This window comes from Phenylobacterium sp. J367 (genome assembly GCF_024699985.1).
Taxonomy (GTDB): Bacteria; Pseudomonadota; Alphaproteobacteria; order Caulobacterales; family Caulobacteraceae; genus Phenylobacterium.
Window position 1 is genome coordinate 4,238,026 of sequence record NZ_JAJONA010000001.1, and the last position, 22,262, is coordinate 4,260,287.

At 69.2% G+C, this 22,262-nt stretch carries 18 protein-coding genes and 5 pseudogenes; 16 read left to right on the top strand and 7 right to left on the bottom strand.

Annotated elements, in window-relative coordinates; all coding sequences use genetic code 11:
- Position 1: 1 nt before the first annotated feature.
- On the bottom strand, positions 2-274 hold the full coding sequence (locus tag LRS04_RS22600; protein ID WP_257818310.1) for a sel1 repeat family protein: 273 nt from the start codon (positions 272-274) through the stop codon (positions 2-4).
- A 189-nt stretch (positions 275-463) separates the two neighbouring features.
- Entirely contained in the window at positions 464-1,192 is a 729-nt protein-coding gene (locus tag LRS04_RS22605) for a glutathione S-transferase N-terminal domain-containing protein (protein ID WP_257818311.1), read from the bottom strand.
- A gap of 249 nt (positions 1,193-1,441) precedes the next feature.
- On the opposite strand from LRS04_RS22605, the gene LRS04_RS22610 reads away from it, so the two are divergent.
- The gene (locus LRS04_RS22610) at positions 1,442-1,927 is read left to right on the top strand and encodes an RcnB family protein (protein WP_257818312.1); all 486 of its coding nucleotides are present in this window, start codon (positions 1,442-1,444) and stop codon (positions 1,925-1,927) included.
- 7 nt (positions 1,928-1,934) lie between these two features.
- Here LRS04_RS22610 and gatB read toward each other — a convergent pair whose 3' ends face one another.
- Positions 1,935-3,428, bottom strand: coding sequence for an Asp-tRNA(Asn)/Glu-tRNA(Gln) amidotransferase subunit GatB (gatB, locus tag LRS04_RS22615; RefSeq protein ID WP_257818313.1), 1,494 nt, complete (start codon positions 3,426-3,428; stop codon positions 1,935-1,937).
- A gap of 124 nt (positions 3,429-3,552) precedes the next feature.
- Here gatB and LRS04_RS22620 point away from each other — a divergent pair, with 124 nt between their 5' ends.
- Positions 3,553-3,891, top strand: coding sequence for a hypothetical protein (locus tag LRS04_RS22620; RefSeq protein WP_257818314.1), 339 nt, complete (start codon positions 3,553-3,555; stop codon positions 3,889-3,891).
- 37 nt (positions 3,892-3,928) lie between these two features.
- On the top strand, positions 3,929-4,240 hold the full coding sequence (locus LRS04_RS22625) for a hypothetical protein (protein ID WP_257818315.1): 312 nt from the start codon (positions 3,929-3,931) through the stop codon (positions 4,238-4,240).
- A gap of 154 nt (positions 4,241-4,394) precedes the next feature.
- Here LRS04_RS22625 and gatA read toward each other — a convergent pair whose 3' ends face one another.
- Together gatA and gatC are read right to left on the bottom strand one after the other, a co-directional pair.
- Positions 4,395-5,867: an Asp-tRNA(Asn)/Glu-tRNA(Gln) amidotransferase subunit GatA gene (gatA, locus tag LRS04_RS22630; protein WP_257818316.1), complete on the bottom strand. Its 1,473-nt coding sequence runs from the start codon at positions 5,865-5,867 to the stop codon at positions 4,395-4,397.
- A gap of 2 nt (positions 5,868-5,869) precedes the next feature.
- Positions 5,870-6,157 (bottom strand): Asp-tRNA(Asn)/Glu-tRNA(Gln) amidotransferase subunit GatC, encoded by a 288-nt coding sequence (gatC, locus tag LRS04_RS22635; RefSeq protein ID WP_257818317.1) that lies wholly within the window; start codon positions 6,155-6,157, stop codon positions 5,870-5,872.
- Positions 6,158-6,241: 84 nt separating this feature from the next.
- Here gatC and ruvX point away from each other — a divergent pair, with 84 nt between their 5' ends.
- From ruvX to LRS04_RS22645, 3 genes and pseudogenes are all read left to right on the top strand, one after another.
- Positions 6,242-6,709, top strand: a complete 468-nt coding sequence (ruvX, locus tag LRS04_RS22640) for a Holliday junction resolvase RuvX (RefSeq protein WP_257818318.1) — start codon at positions 6,242-6,244, stop codon at positions 6,707-6,709.
- 96 nt (positions 6,710-6,805) lie between these two features.
- Positions 6,806-7,147: pseudogene (locus LRS04_RS28465) on the top strand (hypothetical protein); the annotation flags it as partial.
- Positions 7,148-7,175: 28 nt separating this feature from the next.
- Positions 7,176-7,493, top strand: coding sequence for a hypothetical protein (locus LRS04_RS22645; RefSeq protein WP_257818319.1), 318 nt, complete (start codon positions 7,176-7,178; stop codon positions 7,491-7,493).
- A gap of 7 nt (positions 7,494-7,500) precedes the next feature.
- On the opposite strand, the gene LRS04_RS22650 is transcribed toward LRS04_RS22645, so the two are convergent.
- Complete coding sequence (locus tag LRS04_RS22650; protein ID WP_257818320.1) at positions 7,501-8,007, bottom strand: DUF1993 domain-containing protein; 507 nt, start codon at positions 8,005-8,007, stop codon at positions 7,501-7,503.
- A gap of 102 nt (positions 8,008-8,109) precedes the next feature.
- On the opposite strand from LRS04_RS22650, the gene LRS04_RS22655 reads away from it, so the two are divergent.
- The 10 genes and pseudogenes from LRS04_RS22655 to LRS04_RS22700 all read left to right on the top strand — a co-directional run bounded on the left by LRS04_RS22655 (position 8,110) and on the right by LRS04_RS22700 (position 20,892).
- Positions 8,110-9,087 carry an aspartate carbamoyltransferase catalytic subunit gene (locus LRS04_RS22655; protein WP_257818321.1) on the top strand — a complete coding sequence of 326 codons (978 nt, stop codon included), beginning with the start codon at positions 8,110-8,112 and terminating at the stop codon, positions 9,085-9,087.
- Positions 9,087-10,378: pseudogene (gene pyrC, locus LRS04_RS22660) on the top strand (dihydroorotase). Before LRS04_RS22655 ends, pyrC begins: the two are co-directional and overlap by 1 nt.
- A gap of 104 nt (positions 10,379-10,482) precedes the next feature.
- A complete protein-coding gene (plsY, locus tag LRS04_RS22665) occupies positions 10,483-11,121 on the top strand; it encodes a glycerol-3-phosphate 1-O-acyltransferase PlsY (RefSeq protein WP_257818322.1) in 639 nt (212 codons plus the stop codon).
- Positions 11,122-12,216, top strand: a pseudogene (gene dprA, locus LRS04_RS22670) (DNA-processing protein DprA).
- A 155-nt stretch (positions 12,217-12,371) separates the two neighbouring features.
- Positions 12,372-14,993, top strand: a pseudogene (gene topA, locus LRS04_RS22675) (type I DNA topoisomerase).
- A 123-nt stretch (positions 14,994-15,116) separates the two neighbouring features.
- On the top strand, positions 15,117-15,917 hold the full coding sequence (locus LRS04_RS22680) for an alpha/beta fold hydrolase (RefSeq protein ID WP_257818323.1): 801 nt from the start codon (positions 15,117-15,119) through the stop codon (positions 15,915-15,917).
- 46 nt (positions 15,918-15,963) lie between these two features.
- A pseudogene (rnr, locus tag LRS04_RS22685) lies at positions 15,964-18,283 on the top strand (ribonuclease R).
- 58 nt (positions 18,284-18,341) lie between these two features.
- Complete coding sequence (locus LRS04_RS22690; protein ID WP_257818324.1) at positions 18,342-19,067, top strand: NUDIX hydrolase; 726 nt, start codon at positions 18,342-18,344, stop codon at positions 19,065-19,067.
- 90 nt (positions 19,068-19,157) lie between these two features.
- Entirely contained in the window at positions 19,158-19,325 is a 168-nt protein-coding gene (gene rpmG, locus LRS04_RS22695; RefSeq protein WP_257818325.1) for a 50S ribosomal protein L33, read from the top strand.
- Between the two features lie 676 nt (positions 19,326-20,001).
- Positions 20,002-20,892: a hypothetical protein gene (locus tag LRS04_RS22700; RefSeq protein ID WP_257818326.1), complete on the top strand. Its 891-nt coding sequence runs from the start codon at positions 20,002-20,004 to the stop codon at positions 20,890-20,892.
- Between the two features lie 4 nt (positions 20,893-20,896).
- On the opposite strand, the gene LRS04_RS22705 is transcribed toward LRS04_RS22700, so the two are convergent.
- Positions 20,897-22,261, bottom strand: a complete 1,365-nt coding sequence (locus LRS04_RS22705) for a PleD family two-component system response regulator (RefSeq protein WP_257818327.1) — start codon at positions 22,259-22,261, stop codon at positions 20,897-20,899.
- Position 22,262 lies beyond the last annotated feature (1 nt).

Here is a 22,262-nt window from a genome sequence, read left to right on the forward strand (position 1 = left end):
GTCAGCCCTGGGCCAGCCACTCGCGAGCCTGACGCTGCGCCTCGGCGACCTCGTCCGTGGCCATCTCGGCCGACAGTTCCTTGCGGTAGATCTTGGCCTCCACCGAACCGCGCATGGCGGCGAGGTTGAACAGCATGTGGGCCGAGACGTAGTCGAGCGGCGCGCCGCCCTGCCCCGTCGAATAGAGCAACCCCAGGCGGAACAGCTCGTCACCCGTCGCATCCGGGGTCGGAAGCGGGAGGCCTTGGCTGATGGTTTCCATGCTCGCAGGCATGTCCCTAAGTCCCTTCATCACCGGCTGATTCCCCATTCTGGGGGACCTGATCCGGCCTTATGGGGACATAGAGAACGCCGGTTAGCCTGAACACATGGTTAAGCCTAACGTTGTGCAATCTTCAGGTTGAAGAACAGCGCTCGGGTCGTAAGCCGTTCAACTGGCAGTGGTTCTAGTGTTGACGCGCGCCTAACGGGACCGCTGGCCGAACAGCATCTTGCGGGCGGCGTCGGCCTCCTTGCCGGACGCGTTGAGGCCGGGGCCGCGGCGGAGTTCCTCGGCCTTCGCCAGCGCCCGCTGAACGGCCTCGCGCTGCTCGATCCGCTGGTACCACGCCTTCAGGTACGGAAAGTCGTCGAGGATCGCCCCGAAGGCGCGCCAGCCCGTGACCCAGGGCCAGCTCATCATGTCGGCGATGGAGTAGTGGCCGGCCAGGTAGTCGCGACCGTCCAGGCGCTTGTTCAGGACGCCGTAGAGCCGGTCCACCTCGTTGGAGTAGCGGACGGCGCCATAGGCGATGTGGCGCTGGTCCGAGGTGACGGTGGGCGCGTAGTTGCGGAAATGGTTGGCCTGGCCGCTCATGGGACCCAGGCCCGCCATCTGCCACATGATCCATTCGTCGACGGCTACGCGGGCGCGTTCGTCGGCGGGGTAGAACTGGCCGGTCTTGCGGCCGAGGTACTGGAGGATGGCCCCGCTTTCGAAGACCGAGATCGGCTCGCCGCCCGGGCCGTCCGGGTCGACGATGGCCGGCATGCGGTTGTTGGGGCTGATCGCCAGGAACTCGGGCTTGAACTGGTCGCCGCGGCCGATGTTCACCGGCACGATCTCGTACGGCAGGCCCATCTCCTCCAGCGCGATAGTCACCTTGTGGCCATTGGGCGTGGGCCAGTAGTGGACCTCGATCGGCTGGGGCATGGCGGCGCGTCCTTCTGTCTCATGTGATGCTTGGGGCATAGATGGCGAGCGCCCCGTCCCTGGCAAGCCGCAAGGGCGGAGCCGAAGCGTGGGCGGCGCGTTCTTGACCGCGCAGGGCCCCCGCGCGAGGCTTGGCCTTAGGTGCGCTTTCCGACGATTTTCAACCGCTTGCCGGCACGTTCAGCCAAAGTTCAGGCGGCGCGGCCGATCCTGAGCGCCAACAAGGGATTCTCTCGAACCGCCAACGCCATGAACCGCCGCCTCGCCACCCTCCTGATCGCCGCCGCGACGCTCGCGGGCCCGCTCCTCGCGGGCTCCGAGGCCCTGGCGCGCGACGACCGTGGTCGCGGCAACGGGCGCGGCGGCTGGGAACAGCGCGGGGATCGTGGTCCGCCGCGCGGCCAGGGCGAACGCGGCCAGTACGAGCGCCGGCAGCCGGATCGGCAGTGGGTGGACGATGGCCCGCGACGGGACCGCGGCCCCCGCGCGGCGAGGGCCAGAACCGCGGGAACGGCCGCAACTACTACGGCCCGCCGCCCGGGGAGAACGCCCAGCCACGCTCCTACGGCGTGCGCCGGGGCGGCTACCTGCCGCCGGACGCGCGCGGGCGCCGAGGTCCAGGATCCCGAACGCTACCGCCTGCGGCCCCCGCCCCGCGGCTTCCGCTGGGTGCGGGCCGGCGGCGGCTACGCCCTGGTCGGCCCCGACGGCCAGATCTTCGACATGATCCGGTAGCTGGGGCTCAAAGCCCCAGCTTCGCCTTCAGCAACTCGTTGACCGCGCCGGGGTTCGCCTTGCCCTGGGTGGCCTTCATCACCTGGCCGACGAACCAGCCGATGGCCTGCGGCTTCTCCTTCACCGCCGACGCCTGGCCCGGGTTGGCGGCGATCAGCTCGTCGATGATCTTCTCGAGCGCGCCGGTGTCGGAGACCTGTTTCAGGCCCTGCTTTTCGACGATCTCGGAGGCGCTGCCCTCGCCCAGCCACATCCGCTCGAAGACGTCCTTGGCGATCTTGGAGGAGATCACCCCCTCCTCGATGAGCTGGACGAGCTCGGCGACGGCGGCCGGGAAGATCGGGCTGTTCTCGATGCCGATGCCCCCGGCCGTCAGCTTGGCGGCCAGGTCGTTGGTCACCCAGTTGGCGACCAGCTTGGCGTCGCGGCCCTTGGCGGCGGCCTCATAGAAGTCGGCGCGGGCCTGTTCCGAGATCAGCACGCCGGCGTCGTAGGCCGAGAGGCCGTACTGCGACTGGAAACGGGCCTTCTTCGCGTCCGGCAGCTCAGGGAGCGCCGCCTCGATGCGCTTGATCCAGGCGGGATCGAGCTCCAGCGGCAGCAGGTCCGGGTCCGGGAAATAGCGGTAGTCGTGCGCCTCTTCCTTGGAGCGCATGGACCGGGTCTCGCCCTTCACCGTGTCGAACAGGCGCGTCTCCTGGTCGATCTTGCCGCCGTCCTCGAGGATCTCGATCTGGCGGCGCGCCTCGTACTCGATGGCCTGCTGGATGAAGCGGAACGAGTTGACGTTCTTGATCTCGCAGCGCGTGCCGAGGTGGCTGAAGTCGTTGGTCGCCCGGTACTTCTCGTAGTCGCCCGGACGGCAGACCGAGACGTTCACGTCGGCGCGCAGATTGCCCTTCTCCATGTCGCCGTCGCAGGTGCCGAGATAGACGAGGATCGTCCGCAGCTTCTTCACATAGGCGGCCGCCTCCTCGGACGAACGCATGTCGGGCCGCGAGACGATCTCCATCAGGGCGGTGCCGGCCCGGTTCAGGTCGACGTAGGTGGCGTTCGGGTCCTGGTCGTGCAGGCTCTTGCCGGCGTCCTGCTCCAGGTGCAGCCGCTCGATGCGCACGGTGAAGGTCGAGCCGTCGTCGCGCTCGACGATGACCTCGCCCTCGCCGACGATCGGGTCCTTGAACTGGCTGATCTGATAGCCCTGCGGCAGGTCCGGATAGAAGTAGTTCTTCCGGTCGAACCGGCTCTTCAGGTTGATCTGGGCCTTGAGGCCGAGCCCGGTCTTCACCGCCTGCTCGACGCAGTGGCGGTTGATCACCGGCAGCATGCCCGGCATGGCGGCGTCCACGAGGCTGACCTGCTCGTTCGGCCCCGCGCCGAAGCCCACGGCCGCGCCCGAGAAAAGTTTGGCGTTGGAGGCGACCTGGGCGTGGACCTCCAGGCCCAGCACGATTTCCCACGGGCCGGTCCGGCCCTGGATCAGCTTGGTGTTCTCGCTCATGTCCCGCCTTCTAGTGCGCCGCGGCGTGATGCGGAAGGCGCGGCGGCGACGACACTTGCGCAAACGCCGTAAAATGCGCTCATGCTGGAGAACGACGCTCCGGCGTCGGGGGAGGAACCAGACCATGAACCTCACGATCCTTGCGAGCCTGGCGGCCGCCGCCGCCCTCAGCGCGGCCCCTGCCCTGGCGCAGAACACCGCCGCCGCCCCGGCCGCGCAGCCCGCGGAGACCACCGCGCCGGCGGCGGCGCTGTCGGTTGAGACCACTCCGATCGAGACCATCGCCGCCAATCCGGAGGGCAAGGCCGCCATGGAGAAGGTGCTGCCCGGCATCACCAGCCATCCGGCCTACGACCAGTTCAAGGCGTTCACGCTCTCGCAGATCCAGCCCATGAGCGAGGGGGCGGTCAGCACCGACCACCTGAAGGCCATCCAGGCCGAGCTGGACAAGATTAACAAGTAACCTCTAGCCCATTGCATCTCTGGGGAAGGAAATACCAATGAACCGCACCATCATCGCGGGGGCCGCGGCGCTCGCCGCCCTCGTCGCCGCGCCGGCCATGGCCCAGGCTCCGGCCGCCGCCTCGGCCGCCTCGGCGTCGGCCAAGCTCTCGGTCGAGACCACGCCGATCGGCGAGATCGTCAAGAACGAGCAGGCCAAGGCCGCGCTCGAGAAGGCCATCCCGGCCATCGCCCAGTTCTACGACCAGATCGCCACCATGACGCTGACCCAGGTCGCGCCGATGAGCCAGGGCGCCATCGACGACGCCAAGCTCAAGGAAATCCAGGCCGAGTTCGACAAGATCAAGTAGGTCGCATCCCTCCCCTTCAGGGGAGGGGCCGACTCGCCGCAGGCGAGCGGGTTGGGGTCTCACGATCAGGCTCGGAGCTTGAACACGACTCCCCCACCCGTCCGGCGCTGACGCGCCGTCCTCCCTCCCCTGAAGGGGAGGGATTTTCTTTATCTCACCACCACTTCTTCGGCTTGGCCTTGAAGTCGGCGGCCTTCTCGATGGCGCCGCCGAGCGAGAAGAGCGTGCCCTCGTCGAGCGCGCGGCCGATCAGCTGCAGGCCGAGCGGCAGGCCGTTGGCGTCGAGGCCGGCCGGCACGCTCATGCCCGGCAGGCCGGCCAGGTTCACCGTCACCGTGAAGATGTCGTTCAGGTACATGGCGACCGGATCGTCCGACTTGTCGCCGAGCGCGAAGGCGGCCGACGGCGCGGTGGGCGTCAGCAGCGCATCGACCTTCTCGAACGCCTGGTCGAAGTCGTCGGCGATGCGCCGGCGGACCTTCAGCGCCTTCAGATAGTAAGCGTCGTAGTAGCCGGCCGAGAGAACGTAGGTGCCGATCAGGATCCGGCGCTTCACCTCATTGCCGAAGCCCTCGGCGCGGGTCTTCTCGTAGGTGTCGGTCAGGTTCTGGCCCTCGACGCGCAGGCCGTAGCGCATGCCGTCGTAGCGGGCGAGGTTCGAGGACGCCTCGGCGGGCGCGATGATGTAGTAGGCCGGCAGGGCGTACTTGGTGTGCGGCAGGCTGACGTCGACGATCTCGCAGCCGGCCTCCTTCAGCCAGGCGATCCCCTGCTCCCAGAGCTTCTCGATCTCCGGCGGCATGCCGTCGACGCGGTACTCGCGCGGGATGCCGACGCGCAGGCCCTTCACCGACTTGCCGACGAAGGACGCGAAGTCCGGCGTCTCCACCGGCAGGCTCGTGGAGTCCTTGGGGTCGTGGCCGCACATGGAGGTGAGCAGGATGGCGCTGTCCTCGACCGTGCGGGCCATCGGGCCGGCCTGGTCGAGCGACGAGGCGAAAGCCACGACGCCCCAGCGGGAACAGCGGCCATAGGTCGGCTTGATGCCCACGGTGCCGGTGAAGGCTGCCGGCTGGCGGATCGAGCCGCCGGTGTCGGTGGCGGTGGCGCCCAGGCAGAGCTCCGCGGCGACCGCCGAGGCCGAGCCCCCGGAAGAGCCGCCCGGCGTGAGCTTGGCGTTGCCGCCTTCCGCCCGCCAGGGGTTCACCACCGGGCCGTAGGCCGAGGTCTCGTTGGACGAGCCCATGGCGAACTCGTCCATGTTGAGCTTGCCCAGCATGACCGCGCCGTCGCGCCAGAGGTTGGCGGTGACGGTGGATTCATAGGGCGGGCGGAAGGTCGCCAGGATCTTCGAGGCGGCGGCGCTCTGCACGCCCTCCGTGGCGAACAGGTCCTTGATGCCGAGCGGCGCGCCCTCCAGCCGGCCGGTCTGGCCCTTGGCGCGGCGCTCGTCGGACGCGCGGGCCATCTCCAGCGCCTTGTCGGGCGTGGGGAAGGAGAAGGCGTTCAGCGCCTTGGCGGCCTCGACGGCCTCGACGTGGGCCTGCGTCAGCTCGACGGCGGAGAACGACTTGGCGGCCATCCCGTCGAGGGCGGCCTTGAGGGTCAGCGAGGTGAGGTCGGACATGGCTATTCGACCACCTTCGGCACGACGAAGAAGTTGTCCTTGGACTTCGGCGCATTGCCCAGGACGCGGCTCGGATCACCGCCCTCGGTGACGACGTCGTCGCGCATCGGCAGCGGCGTGTGGATGGCCGTGGTCATCGGCTCGACGCCGTCGGTGTCGACCTCGCCCAGCTGTTCGATCCAGCTCAGGATCGCCGACAGCTCGCGGGCCAGCGGCTCCAGCTTCTCTTCGGGCTCCGCGATCCTCGCGAGCCTGGCGACCTTGCGCACGGTCGCCGCGTCGATGGCCATGGGGCCCCTCCTTGAACTCAGGGGCGTGGGTTAGCGGCGAGCGCCCGGCTTCGCAAGGGAACAGGCGGCGCGTATGAGGGGCTCATGGCCATCGTCGACCTCCTGGAGCTGCCCGCAGCGACCCCCGCCTATTCGCCGCTCGTGGGCCTGGACCTGGGCGAGAAGACCATCGGGGTGGCCGTCTCGGACGCCACGCGGACGGTGGCCTCGCCGATGGAGCTGATCCGCAAGACCAAGTTCACCGACGACGCCAATGCGCTGTTCAAGCTGATGGAGAGCCGCAACGCCCAGGGGATCGTGATCGGCCTGCCGATCAACATGGACGGGACGGAAGGCGCGCGCTGCCAGTCGAGCCGCGCCTTCGCCCGCAACCTGCTGCGGCTCAAGGACATCCCCATCGCCTTCTGGGACGAGCGGATGTCGAGCATGGCCGTCAACCGGATGCTGATCGGCGAGGCCGACCTGACGCGCGCCAAGCGGGCCGAGGTTGTCGACCGCGCCGCCGCCGCCTGGATCCTGCAGGGCGCCCTGGAGCGCCTGCGCAACGCCTAGCATTCTCGCCCCATGTCCCCAGCGATTCCCCGTTCCCTCGGCCAGTTCTTCCCGGACGACGGCGATCCCCAGACGCCCGCCGACGTGGCGGTGATCATGCCGACGCTGATGCGGCCGGTGGCCGCCCGCGCGATCGAGAGTGTCTACGCCCAGGACGCGGGCGCGCGGATCCAGATCGTCATCGGCGCGGATCTCAATCCCGGCGAGACCGGGCCGATCTTCGAGGCGCTCCAGAGGCGGCCGGGCCACGTTTCCGCCCTCGTTCTCACCCTGCCCTATTCGACCTCGGTGCGGCACGGCGGCATCCACCCCGCATGGGACGGCGGCGCGCTGCGGACCATCCTGAGCTTCGCGGCCAATGCGCCCTACCTCGCCTATCTCGACGACGACAACGTCTGGCTGCCGCAGCACCTGCGGCGCCTGCTGGCGGCCGTCCAAAGGGCGGAGCTGGGCCTATTCCCTGCGGATGCTGCTGGACGAGGACACCGGCGCGGAGCTGGGCGTCGACATCTGGGACGCGGTCGGACCGGGCAAGGGACGCTTCAAGGACCGCGGCGGCATGGTGGACCCCAACTGCCTCTTGATCGACAAGCGGCGGGTCGCCGAGGCGCTGTGGATGTGGTCGGACCCCGGGCCGGGCCTGCTCGGCCTGGAGGCGGACCGGCGGGTCGCCGCGGCGCTCGTCCAGCACCCCCACGGGGCGGTGGACGAGGCCACGGTGCTCTACCGGATCCGCCAGACGAACGTGCTGCGGACGTTCATGGCCAACGGCGCGCGGTTCTGACCGGGCCCTAGAGCCCGCCCGCGAAGAAGTCGCGCTTGCCGAGCGGCACGCCCTTCGACCGGGCGATGGCGTAAGCCATGCCAAGGTGGAAGTAGAAATTGGGCGTCGCGAAGCTGGGCAGCCACTGGCCGATCGGGAAGGTCGGCGCCATCACGCCGATATCGTAGGTCAGCGGGACCTCGTCGCGGCCCTGGAACGCTTCCGGCTTGAGCGCCGCGAGCTCGGTCTTGGCCGTCTGGATCGCCGACTGGAGACCGGAGAGGTCCAGGTCGTCGGGCAGGTCGGCCGGAACTTCGGTCCCGATGGCGCGTGCGGGCCACCCGCGGGCGAACCGGATCACCGTGTGCGCCTGCTGACGCAGGTTGAACATGTCGGGCGCGAGCCGCCAGTCGAGCACCTCGGCCTCCGAGGCGCCGTTGGCCTTCCCGTGCTCGACGGCCTTCGTCAGGATGTTGGCCAGCGTGTCCAGGCCGCGGCTGTAGACGCCCACGGTCGTAAAGAGATCGACCTTCATTGCTTATCCCCCTGTCGGTCGTTGAGCCGCCGGTATGGCGCGGCGGCGAAGCTTCCGAAAGGGCTTTCCGCGACCGCCGGCCTCGCCTATGACGCCGCTTTAATGAGCGGCGCCCCTCCTGGTCTGAACGAGGTCCTCGGCCGGACCTTCCCCTTCCCGAAGCGCCATTTCCTGTCCGTGACCGACCTGAACGAGGTGGAGGTGGCGAGCCTCCTCGACCTCGCCGACGGCTTCGTGCAGCTCAACCGCCAGACCTCGAAGAAGCTCGACCTGCTGAAGGGTCGGACGCTCATGAACCTGTTCTTCGAGAACTCGACGCGGACGCAGAGCTCGTTCGAACTCGCCGGGAAGCGGCTGGGGGCCGACGTGGTCAATATGAGCCCCCGCTCCTCCTCGATCTCCAAGGGCGAGACCCTGATCGACACGGCGGTGACGCTGAACGCCATGCAGCCGGACCTGCTGGTGGTGCGCCACTCGTCCTCGGGAGCGGCCTCGCTGCTCGCCCAGAAGGTCTCCTGCTCGGTGGTCAACGCCGGCGACGGCCAGCACGAGCACCCGACCCAGGCTCTGCTCGACGCGCTCTCCATGCGCCGCGCCTTCGGCCATATCGCCGGGCTGAAGGTGGCGATCTGCGGCGACATCCTGCACTCGCGCGTGGCCCGCTCGAACATCGCGCTGCTGCAGATGCTGGGCGCTTATGTCCGGCTGGTGGGACCGCCGACCCTGATCCCCACCGAGGCCGACCGCTGGAACGTCGAGATCCACAACGATCTCCGGAAGGGCATCGACGGCTGCGACGTGGTGATGATGCTGCGCCTTCAGCTCGAGCGGATGGACGGGGTGATGGCCCCGTCCCAGCGCGAGTACTTCCGCTTCTGGGGCCTGGACCGCGAGAAGCTGGCCCATGCCTCGCCGGGCGTGCGCGTGATGCACCCCGGGCCGATGAACCGGGGCGTCGAGATCGACAGCGACGTGGCCGACGACATCGCCGTCAGCCTGATCCAGGACCAGGTCGAGATGGGCGTCGCCGCCCGCATGGCCGTGCTGACCACGCTCGCCGCCCGGCTGGACAACCACTGATGAGCCCGCGTCCCCAAGCCTTCACCAATGTCCGCCTGGTCGACCCAGCCTCCGGCTACGACGGCCCGGGCGCGGTGATCGTCACCGAGGGCGTGGTCGCCGACGTGGCGCAGGGGTCCGACCTGGGCTCGCTCTCGTCGGACGTCGAGGTGATCGACGGCGGCGGCAAGCTGCTGATCCCCGGCCTGGTGGACCTGCGGGTCAAGACCGGCGAGCCCGGCGACGAGCCCAAGGAGACCCTGAAGTCCGCCTCCCTGGCCGCCGCAGCCGGCGGCGTCACCTCCATCGTCGTGCAGCCGGACACCCATCCGACCGTGGACGACCCGTCGGTGGCCGACTTCATCCTGAGGCGCGCCCGGGACATCGAGCTGGTGCACGTCTACCCGGCCGGCGCGGCCACCAAGGGCTGCGAGGGCCAGCGGATGGCCGAGATCGGCCTGATGCACGACGCGGGCTGCGTCTATGTCACCGATGTCGACCGGCCGATCGTCGATTCGAAGGTCTTCCAGCGGGTGCTGGCCTATTCCAAGCAGTTCGGGGTCTTGGTGGCGCACCGGCCGTCAGACCCCTGGCTGGCGGCGGGGTCGGCGGCGACCTCGGGCGAGTTCGCCTCGCGTCTGGGCCTGCCCGGCCAGCCGGCCATCTCCGAGCGCATCGGCCTGGAGCGCGACCTGGCCATGGTCGAGCTGACCGGGGCCAGGCTGCTGGTCGACCAGGTGACCACCCGCGGCGCGCTGGAGACCCTGAAGCGCGGGCTGGACCGCGGCCTGCCGGTCACCGCGTCGACCTCGATCAACCACCTGTCGTTCAATGAGATCGACATCGGCGACTACCGGACCTTCTGCAAGCTGGACCCGCCGCTGCGCCGCGAGGACGACCGCGAGGCGCTGATCGAGGCCGTCGCCTCGGGCCTGGTGAAGATCGTCGTCTCGGCGCACGCCCCGGCCCCCGCCGAGGACAAGCGACGGCCCTATGACGAGGCGGCGCCGGGCGCGATCGGGCTGCAGACCCTGCTGCCGGCGCTGATGACCCTCTTCCACGAGGGACGCGCACCCCTGATCGACCTGCTGCGCACCGTGACCAGCGCGCCAGCCGACCTGTTGGGCCTGCCCGCCGGGCGCATCGCCAAGGGCGCGCCGGCCGACCTGGTGCTGTTTGACCTGAATGCGCCCGTGCTGATCGACGCCGACAAGCTGATCTCGAAGTCGAAGAACTCGCCCTTCGATGGTCGCCGCCTGCAAGGCAGGTGCTGCGCACCCTGGTGGACGGCCGCACGGTCTACGCCGCCTAGTTCACGCTCTGTTCCAATCCGCCGAAGCTGTGCTACGGTCGCGCCAGGGGTGACGCGCCCCGGCGATGCGGGCTACCAAGGCGCAGGTCTTGGGGGAAACGGACATGTCTCAGAGCCTCTTGCTCATGGCGGCGATGGCGCTCGGCGGATATCTGCTGGGCTCGATCCCGTTCGGGGTGATCGCCACGCGGCTGGGCGGCGCGGGCAACGTGCGCTCGATCGGCTCCGGCAACATTGGGGCGACGAATGTGCTCCGGACCGGCCGCAAGGACCTGGCGGCGATCACGCTCGTGGGCGACGGCGGCAAGGGCGCGGTGGCGGTGTTCATCGCTTGGCTGATCAGCCAGAACGCCACCCTGGAGGCCCAGTCGCTGCTGATGGCGATCGCCGGCGGTTCGGCGTTCCTCGGCCACCTCTATCCTGTCTGGCTCGGGTTCAAGGGCGGCAAGGGCGTGGCGACCTTCTTCGGCACCCTCATTGCGGCGGCCTGGCCCGTGGGCCTGGCGGCCGGCGCGACCTGGCTCGTCGTGGCCTTCCTGTTCCGGATTTCGTCGCTGGCGGCGCTCGTCGCGGTGGCCCTGGCCCCGGTCTATGTCTTCGTCTTCGGCCGGCCGACGGCCATCGCCTGGCTCGCCTTCTTCATGGCCATCCTGGTCTACATCCGCCACGCCCCGAACATCCGCCGCCTGCTCCATGGCGAGGAGCCGCGGATCGGCGGGTCCAAGAAGGACGCGGACGCCTAGGTGGGCCGGACGCTCTCGGACGCCCAGCGCCGCGACTGGCTGCGGCTCGCCAGGACCGAGAACGTCGGGCCGGTCACCTTCGACCAGCTGATCCAGCGCTTCGGCGAGGCCAGCCTCGCGCTCGCCGCCCTGCCCGACCTCGCCCGCCGCGGCGGGCGGATCGACCCGATCAAGATTCCGGCCGAAGCCGAGGCGGAAGCCGAGCTCGCGGCCGGCGCCGGGCTCGGGGCGCGTCTGATCTGCGCCTGCGAAGCGGACTTCCCGCAACAGCTGGCCGCGCTCGATCCCCCCGCCGCCGGTGATCTGGACGCGCGGCAAGGCGGAACTGCTGCACAGGCCCTCGGTGGCGATCGTGGGCGCGCGGGTCGCCTCGGCCGCCGGCCAGCGGTTCGCCCGCGGGCTCGCCGCCGAACTGGGCGAAGCCGGCCTCGTCGTGGTCTCGGGTATGGCGCGCGGCATCGACGGTTCAGCCCACGAGGCGGCGCTCGCCACCGGCACGGTGGCGGTGCTGGGCGGCGGGATCGACGACGTCTATCCGCCCGAGCACGGCGAGCTCTATGGCCGGATCGCCCGCGACGGCTGTGTGGTCTCGGAGAGCGAGCCCGGCCGGACCGCGGTCGCCCGCGACTTCCCGAGGCGCAACCGGATCATCTCGGGCCTGTCGCAGGCCGTGGTCGTCGTCGAGGCCGAGCTGAAGTCGGGCTCGCTGATCACCGCCAGGCTGGCCGCCGAGCAGGGGCGCGAGGTGCTGGCCGTGCCGGGCTCGCCGCTCGATCCCCGGGCCAGGGGCTGCAACGACCTGATCCGCCAGGGGCGCGGCCCTCTGCGAGGGGGCCGAGGACGTGCTGCGCGCGCTCGAGGGCCTGCGCGGCTTCCGCGAGCCCGGGCCACGCTACTCGCCCGCCCCGGCGCCGGAGCCCGACGACCGGCTGCGCGAGACGGTGGCCGCCCTCCTCTCCCCCCACCCCGGTCAGCCGGGACGAGATCGCCCGCGCCGCCGGCGGCCCGCCCGCCGCCGTGTTCGCCGCCCTCGTCGAGCTGGCGCTCGCCGGCCGGGCCGAGCTGCAGCCCGGCGGCATGGTGGCGCGGGGATGAGAATGCCGCGGGGTCTTCTTTCCCCCGTAGGGGGGAAGCGGCGGGCGCCGTTCCGGCGTGCGTCCGAGGCCCGTTGACAGCGCCCCGGCGCCGCCCCCCACCTTCCGCGCTCTTTGATCCGGGCCCCTCGCCCGCGGAAGGCCACCCATAAGAATATGAACGTCGTCGTCGTCGAGAGCCCGGCCAAGGCCAAGACCATCAACAAGTACCTGGGCTCGGGCTACAAGGTCTTCGCCTCGGTCGGTCACGTGAGAGACCTGCCCGAGGCGAACGGCTCGGTCCGTCCCGAGGACGATTTCGCGATGTCCTGGGAGGTGAGCGCCCGCGGCACGAAAAAGCCTGGCGGAGATCGCGGGGGCCCTTAAGGGCGCCGACAAGATCATCCTCGCCACCGACCCGGATCGGGAGGGCGAGGCCATCTCCTGGCACGTGCTGGAGGTGCTGCAGAAGAAGAAGGCGCTGAAGGACATCGCCGTCGAGCGGGTGGTGTTCAATGCCATCACAAAGGCCGCCGTCACCGAGGCGATGAAGAATCCCCGGGCGCTCGACATGGAGCTGGTGAACGCCTACCTGGCCCGCCGCGCGCTGGACTACCTGGTCGGCTTCACGCTCTCGCCGGTCCTGTGGCGCAAGCTGCCCGGCTCGCGCTCGGCCGGCCGCGTCCAGTCGGTCGCGCTCAGGCTGATCGTCGACCGCGAGTTCGAGATCGAGCGCTTCCGGACCCAGGAATACTGGTCCGTCGAGGCCGATGTCTCGGCCGGCGGCGACCCGTTCAAGGCCCGGCTGGTCAAGCACGAGGGCAAGCGCCTCACCAAGTTCGATCTCGGCAACGAGACCGCGGCCTTCGCGGCCCGCGACGCGGTGAAGGCCGCGACCTTCAAGGTGCAGGCGGTCGAGAAGAAGCCGGCCCGCCGTTCGCCGCCGCCGCCGTTCACCACCTCGACCCTGCAACAGGAGGCCTCGCGCAAGCTCGGCTTCTCGGCCCAGCGGACCATGCAGGCCGCCCAGAAGCTCTACGAGGGCGTCGACATCGGCGGCGAGACGGTGGGCCTGATCACCTACATGCGAACCGACGGCGTGCAGGCCGCGCCCGAGGCGCTGGACGAGGCCCGCGTGGTGATCGGCGGGCTCTACGGACGCGAGTACGTTCCCGACGCGCCCAGGATCTACAAGACCAAGGCGAAGAATGCCCAGGAGGCCCACGAAGCCATCCGGCCGACCAGCCTGGCCCGGAACCCTGGCAAGCTGCGCCTCGAAGGCGACCTCGGGCGGCTCTACGAGCTGATCTGGAAGCGGATGATCGCCTCGCAGATGGAAAGCGCCCGCATCGAGCGCACGACCATCGACCTGGAGAGCAGCGACGGGAAGACCGGTCTGCGCGCCACCGGCCAGGTGGTGCTCTTCGACGGCTACCTCGCCGTCTATGAGGAAGGCCGCGACGATCCGGACGACGAGGAAGGCGGCCGCCTGCCCCAGGTGGCCGAGGGCGCCGCGGCGAAGGTCGCCGCCGCCAAGGCCGACCAGCACTTCACCGAGCCGCCGCCCCGCTACTCCGAGGCGAGCCTCGTCAAGAAGCTGGAGGAGCTCGGCATCGGGGCGCCCCTCCACCTACGCCTCGATCCTGGAACGGCTGCGCGACCGCGAGTACGTCCGGATGGAGAAGAACCGCTTCATCGCGGAGGACAAGGGCCGGCTGGTGACCGTGTTCCTGGAGGCGTTCTTCGCCAAGTACGTGGAGTACGACTTCACCGCCGACCTGGAGGAGAAGCTCGACCTCGTCTCGGCCGGCGACCTCGACTGGAAGGTGCTGCTGCGCGAGTTCTGGACCGACTTCCACGCCAAGACCGAGGAGATCGGCGGTCTGCGGACGCGGGAGGTGCTCGACAATCTCGACGAGGCGCTCTCGCCCTTCCTCTATCCGCCGAGGCCGGACGGCTCGGACGCGAGGACGTGCCCGACCTGCAACTCGGGCCGGTTGAGCCTCAAGACCAGCCGCTACGGACCGTTCGTCGGCTGCTCGAACTATCCGGAGTGCCGCTACACCCGCCCGATCGCCCAGGCCGAGGACGCCGAGGGCGGCGAGAACGGCGACCGGGAGCTCGGGACAGATCCCGAGACCGGCGAGACCGTCTATCTGAAGAGCGGCCGGTTCGGCCCCTACGTGCAGCTTGGCGAGGGCGAGAAGCCCAAGCGGGCCAGCCTGCCCAAGGGTTGGAGCGCGCCGGACATGGACCTCGAGAAGGCCCTGCGCCTGCTTCGCCTGCCGCGGGAGGTGGGGCCCCACCCCCGAGGACGGGCAGATGATCCTGGCCGGCATCGGCCGCTACGGACCCTTCGTGCAGCACGCCGGCACCTACGCGAACCTGTCGTCGGTGGACGAGGTGTTCGAGGTGGGACTGAATCGCGCCGTGGCGGCCCTGGCCGAGAAGCGGGCGGGCCGCGCCGGACGCGGCGAGGCCGCGGCGCTGGCCGAGCTGGGCGCCCACCCGGCCGACGGCCAACCGGTCCGCGTGCTCTCCGGCCGCTACGGGCCCTACATCAAGCACGGCTCGACCAACGCCAACGTGCCGCGCGGCAAGGAGCCGACGGCGGTGACGCTGGAGGAGGCGGTGGCCCTGCTGGCCGAGCGCGCAGCGAAGGGCGGCGGCAAGAAGAAGCCCGCGCGCGCCACGAAGGCCAAGGCCGAGCCGAAGACGGCGGCCGCCAAGAAGCCGGCTGCGAAGAAGGCGGCGGCCAAGAAGAAGGCCCCGGCGAAGAGGGCCAAGGCGGAAGCCTAGCCCCCGACCGCTCATCCCGGCGAAAGCCGGGATCCAGACGGCGGGGCGGACTTCACCCGGCTGCCGGGCTAGCTTGCAGACTCAGCCTGGGTCCCGGCTTTCGCCGGGATGAGCGGAGTTTGCATGCCGACGGCGCGCATCAATGGCCTGAACCTGTACTACGAGCGCGCGGGCTCCGGTCCGCCGCTGCTGTTCATCTCGGGCACCGGCGCGGACCTCCGGAACAAGCCGAACCAGTTCGACGGCCCCCTGCCCCGGCGGTTCGACATGGTCACCCACGATCAGCGGGGGCTCGGCCAGTCGGACAAGCCGGACGTCGCCTATTCCATGGCGCAATATGCCGACGACGCGGCGGGCCTGCTGGATCACCTGGGCTGGGACACCGCCCACGTCATCGGCGTCTCGTTCGGCGGGATGGTGGCGCAGGAGCTGGCGCTCCGGCATCCGCAGCGCATCCGCCGGCTGGTGTTGGCCTGCACCTCGCCCGGCGGGGCGGGCGGGTCGTCCTATCCCTTCCACGAGATCGAGCATCTGAAGGGCGAGGCCCGCGCCCGGCACATGATCCCGATCTCCGACACCCGCCGCGACGCCGCCTGGGCCGAGGCCCACCCGGACCAGTACGCCAAGCTCGTCGAGCTGACCGCCGCCGACCCGTTCGCCGGCGAGCCCGGCCGGGCCGAGGGCGCGCACCGGCAGCTCGAGGCGCGGGCGCGGCACGACACTTGGGACCGGCTGCCCGACATCGCCTGCCGGGCGCTGATCGCCGCGGGCCGTTACGACGGCATCGCACCGCTGGCGATCCAGGAGCGGATGGCGGCGCGGATCCCCGGCGCCCGGCTGGCCGTGTTCGAGGGCGGCCACCTGTTCATGATCCAGGACCGCGCCGCCACGCCGGCCATGGGCGACTTCCTGCTGGAAAGCTGAGCCGCGAACCGCCCGCGCGGCGCGGCGTTCGTGCTAAGGCAAGACCATGGCCCGACCCCGCATCCCGAAAGCCGCGCGATTCCCGCAAGGGCTCCCCGACCGCGAGACGCTGATCAAGTACGTCCGCGAGACGGGCGAAACCGATCGGGCCGAGATGGCCCGCGCCTTCGGCCTGAAGGGCGCAGACCGCCGGGCGCTGCGCGAGATGCTGAAGGAGCTGGAGGAAAGCGGCGCGCTGGCCAAGCGCGGTCGCAAGGGCTTCGCGGAGACCGGCGCCCTGCCCGAGGTCGGCGTCGTGGACGTCATCGAGCGAGATCCCGACGGCGAGCTGCTGGTGCGCCTGACCAAGGCTCCGGACGCGCCGCTGATGCTGCTGGCCCCCGATCGCAAGGCCGAGGCCGGCCAGGCGCCGGGGCTCGGCGACCGGCTGCTGGTCCGCTTCGTCCGCCAGGACGGCGGCGCCTTCGAGGCCCGGCTGATCAAGCGGCTGGGCCAGAGCGCCCACCGGGTCCTGGGGGGTGATCCGCAAGGCCCGCCGCGAGACGCGCGTCGAGCCCGTCGACCGTCGGTCGAAGGAGACCCTGATCCTGCCGCCGCACGAAGCCGAGACCCTGCGCGACGGGGACCTCGTGCTGGCCCAGGTCGGCACGGCCGAACAGCGCTACGGACCCAAGCGCGGCAAGCTGCTGGAGGTGGTCGGGCGGGAGGACGAGCCGCGCGCCGCCTCGCTGATCGCCATCCACACCCACGGCATCCCGACCGGCTTCAGCGAGGCCGCCAAAGCCGAGGCGGAAGCCGCCGATCCGCCGACCCTGGCGGGCCGCGAGGACCTGCGCGACGTCCCCTTCATCACCATCGATCCCGCCGACGCCCGCGACCACGACGATGCGGTCTACGCCCAGCCGGACGACGACGAGAAGAACCCCGGCGGCTGGGTCGTCTGGGTCGCCATCGCCGATGTCGCCGCCTATGTCCGGCCGAATAGCGCGCTCGACAAGGAGGCCCGGGACAAGGGCAACAGCGTCTACTTCCCCGACCGGGTGGAGCCGATGCTGCCCGAGCGGCTCTCCAACGGCCTGTGCTCGCTGCGCGAGGCCGAGAACCGGGCCTGCATGGCCGTCCGGATGGTGTTCGACGCCACCGGCCGCAAGCGGTCCCACAGGTTCGTCCGCGGCCTGATGCGGTCGGCCGCGAAGCTGTCCTACGAGCAGGCCCAGGCGGCCGCCGACGGCAATCCCGACGACAAGACCGGCCCGATCGCCGACAGCATCATCCGCCCGCTCTGGACCGCCTACGGCGTCATGAAGAAGGGCCGCGACGCCCGCTCGCCGCTGGCCATCGAGAGCATGGAGCGCAAGATCATCATCGACCGCGAGGGCGACGTGGCCTCGATCACGCCGCGCGCCAGCCTGGAGGCCCACCGGCTGATCGAGGAGATGATGATCCAGGCCAACGTCTCGGCCGCCGAGACCCTGGAGCAGAAGCGCTCGCCGCTGATCTACCGGATCCACGACGCCCCGAGCCCGGAGAAGGTGCAGGCGCTGGCCGACTTCCTCCACACCCTGGCGATCCCCTGGACCAAGGGCGAGACCGTGCGCACCGACCGGTTCAACCGGCTGCTGGACGAGACCCGCGACACGCCCAACGCCGAGATCGTCAATGAGGTGGTCCTGCGCACCCAGATGCAGGCGGTCTACGCCACCGAGAACATCGGCCACTTCGGCCTGAACCTCGATCGCTACGCCCACTTCACCTCGCCGATCCGCCGCTACGCCGACCTGATCGTCCACCGGGCGCTGGTGCGCGCGCTCGGCCTGGGCGAGGACGGCCTTTCGGACTGGGACATCTCCCACATGAAGGACACCGCCGAGATCATCACGGCGGCCGAACGCCGGGCCATGGCCGCCGAGCGCGACGCCACCGACCGCTATATCGCCGCCTTCCTGTCCGACCGGGTCGGCGCCGAGTTCGCCGGGAAGATCACCGGCGTCACCCGCTTCGGCCTGTTCGTGCGCCTGCTGGAGACGGGGGCCGACGGCCTGGTGCCGGTGTCGCGGCTGGGCGGCGAGTACTTCGTCCACGACGACCGGGCCCACGCCCTGGTCGGCGAGCGGACGGGCGCCCGCTGGCCCCTCGGCATGGCCGTGCAGGTGAAGCTGGAGGAGGCGACGCCGAGCACCGGCGGCCTGCTGTTCGAGATGCTGAGCGATCCTGCCCCGCCCGACCGCAATGCGCCGCGGCCGAGGCTCGGCGTGCGGGCCCGCGGCGACCGGCGTCCCGGCGGCCCCAAGCCGCCCCGCAGCGGCCGCCCGCCGGGCATCAAGACCGGCCGCAAGAAGAAGATGGGCGGCGGCAAGCGCCGCTAGCGGCCTTACGCCACGGCGCCCTTCCCTCACCTCGGCGGCGGGTCATACAGTTGTTCGCATGAGTGACGACCCGCCCGATCCGCCCGGCTTCAAGCCCGAAGGGCCGCCGCGCATCGCCGGCCAGAAGGCGGTCCGGCCGAAGAGCGCGGCGACAGTGATGATCATCCGCCGCGACGGGCCGAAGCCCCGCGTGCTGATGGGCCGCCGGCATGGCGGGCACAGCTTCATGCCCGACCGCTGGGTGTTCCCCGGCGGCCGTATCGAGCGCGCCGACTATCGCGCGCCCTTCGCCAGCGACCTGAAGCCCGGCGAGCAGGCGGTGTTCGACGCTCACCTCCGGCCCGGCCAGGGCCGCGCGCTGGCCCTGGCGGCCATCCGGGAGACCTGGGAGGAGGCCGGCCTGCTGCTGGCCCGCAAGGCCCCCACGCGGCCCGGGGTTGGGCCCTGGCGGCCGTTCCTGGCCCAGGGGCGCCCTCCCCGACCTCGACGCCCTGCAGGTGGTCGGCCGGGCGGTGACCCCGCCGATGGTCGGCAAGCGCTTCGACGCCTGGTTCCTGCTGGCCGACGCCGAGCGGCTGATCAGCCTGGAGCGCCAGCCCGACTGCGGCGAGCTGGACGAGATCGCCTGGCTGGAGCCCGAGGCGACCAGGGACATGCCGCTGCCGTCCGTCACGCGGCACATGCTGCGCGAGGCGCTCGCGCGCACCGAAGACCCGACACGGCCGAAGCCCTATCTGCGCTTCCGGCGGGGGGACCATGGCCCCGGTTCACCTGTAGCGGTTGACTTCCGGCCCGGGATTCGTATTTTCCGCCGCTCTTTAGAACACCCGCCGGCGGTGCGTATCCGCTTTGGCCCCGCCCGAGGACGAGACCCATGGCGAAACCCGCCTCCATCAAGATCCGCCTGAACTCGACTGCGGACACCGGCTTCTTCTACGTCACCAAGAAGAACGCCCGCACCAAGACCGACAAGATGGTGCTGAAGAAGTACGACCCGATCGTGCGCAAGCACGTCGAGTTCCGCGAAGGCAAGATCAAGTAGCCATCGCGCTTAGCGAGATTTCGAAGCGCCCGGCCTCACCGCCGGGCGTTTTGCGTTCTGGGTCTACCTTCTCACGCTTGCGCTATGCCCAGATTGACGCAAACTGTGCATTGGATCGAGCCGCCCTGAGAGAAGAAGCAGGCCTGAGATTGCCGTTAACGGGGAACCCTTCAACGAGCACGGGCGGTACAGCGTCGGAGCCGCTCGTACTTTGGTCAACGGATCCCCACATGAAGCACTGGATTCAGTGCCTCTTTCGCGGAGGTGTTCACTATGTGTGGTGCAGCCCCGCTTTCGAAGGAGCCGCGCTTCCCAAGTACGCTGTCGGTGCCGGTCAACCGCCCTCTTCGGACCCGGTATCCATCTACCGAACGGTACATAGAGCCGTTACAGCGGAAGACGGTGGAGACGCTCGAATTGCGGCATGGAAGGCAACCCTCAGCGCGCTTGCAGTTGAATGGGCCACCGCCGGTGAAATCACTCAAGATAAACGCGACGAGATAATTACTGTGATGAACCATTCCACACCAAAGGAGTGGCGACCGCTTATATATGTGATACCATTTGCGTCAGTTAAGGATCGCGTTCAACTTGTCCCGCGCGAGAAGCGCGCGAGTAGAGAGCCAGAATACATTATCACAGATCTCCGCGACGGAGAGTTCCAAATCATCGAGCCATGGCCGTGCTAGACGCGCTTAAAGATCTCGATCGTGACACTGCCGCTCAGGTACTTGCGGCTGCAACGCTCGCCTCAGCTTCGGCTCCGGGACTTAAGGGCGAAAACCCGCTCATCTCGAAGTATCCAAAGGAAGCTGACGCCGTATTAAGTGAATTGCATCGCCGTCTGCACATCACTGATGCAAGTAGCTCGGCCGCAAGGGCCAAGATCGATAGGTTTTTAGGCGACGCATTGCGAGATATTGCGCTGGAGAATCGATCCCCCGCTCAGATTTTAGAGCGCATGGGTACGGCGGGTCGGCTGCCCAGCAGCGCCTACAGGATTGTCCTTGAAGATGAATTCCTCCGGCAATTTAGGCCGTTCGCGGTAACAAGGCGGATCGTCGAGAAGACCATTCAATCCCCCAGCGATCTGCAGCACCTAATGCTGGATTCCGCCCCTGAAGACGAAGGCGACATGTTTTCGCTTTTCGTGCGGGAGATGCACAATCGGCCGGCGATTGGCCCCTATTGGCTTCTAGTCCAAACGACCCGGAGAGGTATTGATCTCGTGCCCCAGTCTGCTTGGTGGGTACACCCGAAGTATGTGAATTTGGAAGAGGCGGAAGAGCCAATTGATGTTCTGCGTGCATTTGTAGAACAATTTGGACTTCCGCTAAGCATTGAAGGCCACCAAGCTAAATTCATTGAGCAGAAGCGTTTTTCAAAGGAAGTTGGCAGCCCAGGCGTCTTCAAGACGGAATATGTCGCACCTAATACAGGCGCCTTCTCAACTACTTCGTTTAGAACCCGACCAGAGTGGGACTATTTCGATGTGGGCATTGCCTACGCCATTGACATGGCGAAATACCGCGCTGCGGTACAGACTCTCGGTCTAGACAAGCCGTAGCAGTCTAGGCCGCGTGGGCGATGACGCGGTTGCGGCCGCTGGCCTTGGCTTCGTAGAGGGCCTCGTCGGCCCGCTTGAGGAGTGACTGCGGCGTCTCCTCGCCCGGCAGGGTGACGGCCACCCCGATGGAGATGGTCACCGACAGCAGCTCGCGGCCGCCCATGACGCGGAACGGCGAGCCGGCCACGTGCAGGCGGATGCGCTCGGCGATCCGCCGGGCGTCGATCAGCTGGGTATCCGGCATGACGATGACGAACTCCTCGCCGCCGTACCGGACCGGAAGGTCCATGCCGCGGACGTTGGAGGCCAGCCGCACGGCGAACTCCTTGAGGACCTCGTCGCCCACGTCGTGCCCGAAGCTGTCGTTGATCTTCTTGAAGTGGTCGATGTCGAGCACCAGCAGCGACACCGGCTTGCCGCCGTGCGCCGCGCGCTCGGTGAGCGCCTCGAGCTGGCCGGTCATGTAGCGGCGGTTGTGCAGGCCGGTGAGCTGGTCGGTGACCGCCAGCTCCAGCGAGTGGTCCAGGTTGTCGCGCAGGTAGTCGGTGTAGCGCTTGCGCCGGATCTGGGTCTTGGCGCGCGCCGAGAGCTCCTGCGGGTCGATCGGCTTGGCCAGGATGTCGTTGACGCCGATCTCCAGCGCCTTCACCAGCCGCGCGCGCTCGTCGAAGTCGACGATGGCCAGCACCGGCACGTTGCGGGTCGCCTCGTCCGATCGCAACTGGGCGCAGAAGCGAAGACCGTCGAAGGTCTTGGCGTTGATGTTGACGATGACCAGGTCCACCGGACCCCGGGCGGTCATCAGGGCCTTCTCAGGGTCCTGCTCCACCACCGGACGGTGCTCGATGGACAGCTCGACGCTCACGCGCCGGGCCTGGCGCTCCTGGTCGTCGACAATGAGGATGCGGCCGCCGGTGCCGCCCATGCGGCTGACCGCGCCGCCGATCAGGCCCATGCGGCGGCCGGAGGCCTCGCGCTCGCGCAGTTCGTCGATTACCGCCTTCAGGCGGGTCAGGCTGCGTACGCGGGCGAACAGCATGACGTCGTCGATCGGCTTGGTCAGGAATTCATCGGCTCCGGCCTCGAGGCCGGCCACGCGGTCGGTGCGGCCGTCGAGGGCCGTCACCAGCACCACCGGGATATGGCGGGTCTCGGGATCGTCCTTCAGCCGGCGGCAGACCTGGAAGCCGTCCATGCCCGGCATCATCACGTCGAGCAGGATGATGTCCGGCTTCTCGGCCGCGGCCATGGCGAGTGCGGTGGGGCCGTCGGCGGCGGTGAGCACGCGGTAGTACTCGGCCGACAGCTTCGCCTCGAGCAGGCGGACGTTGGCCTCGATGTCGTCGACGACAAGGATTCGCGCGCTCATG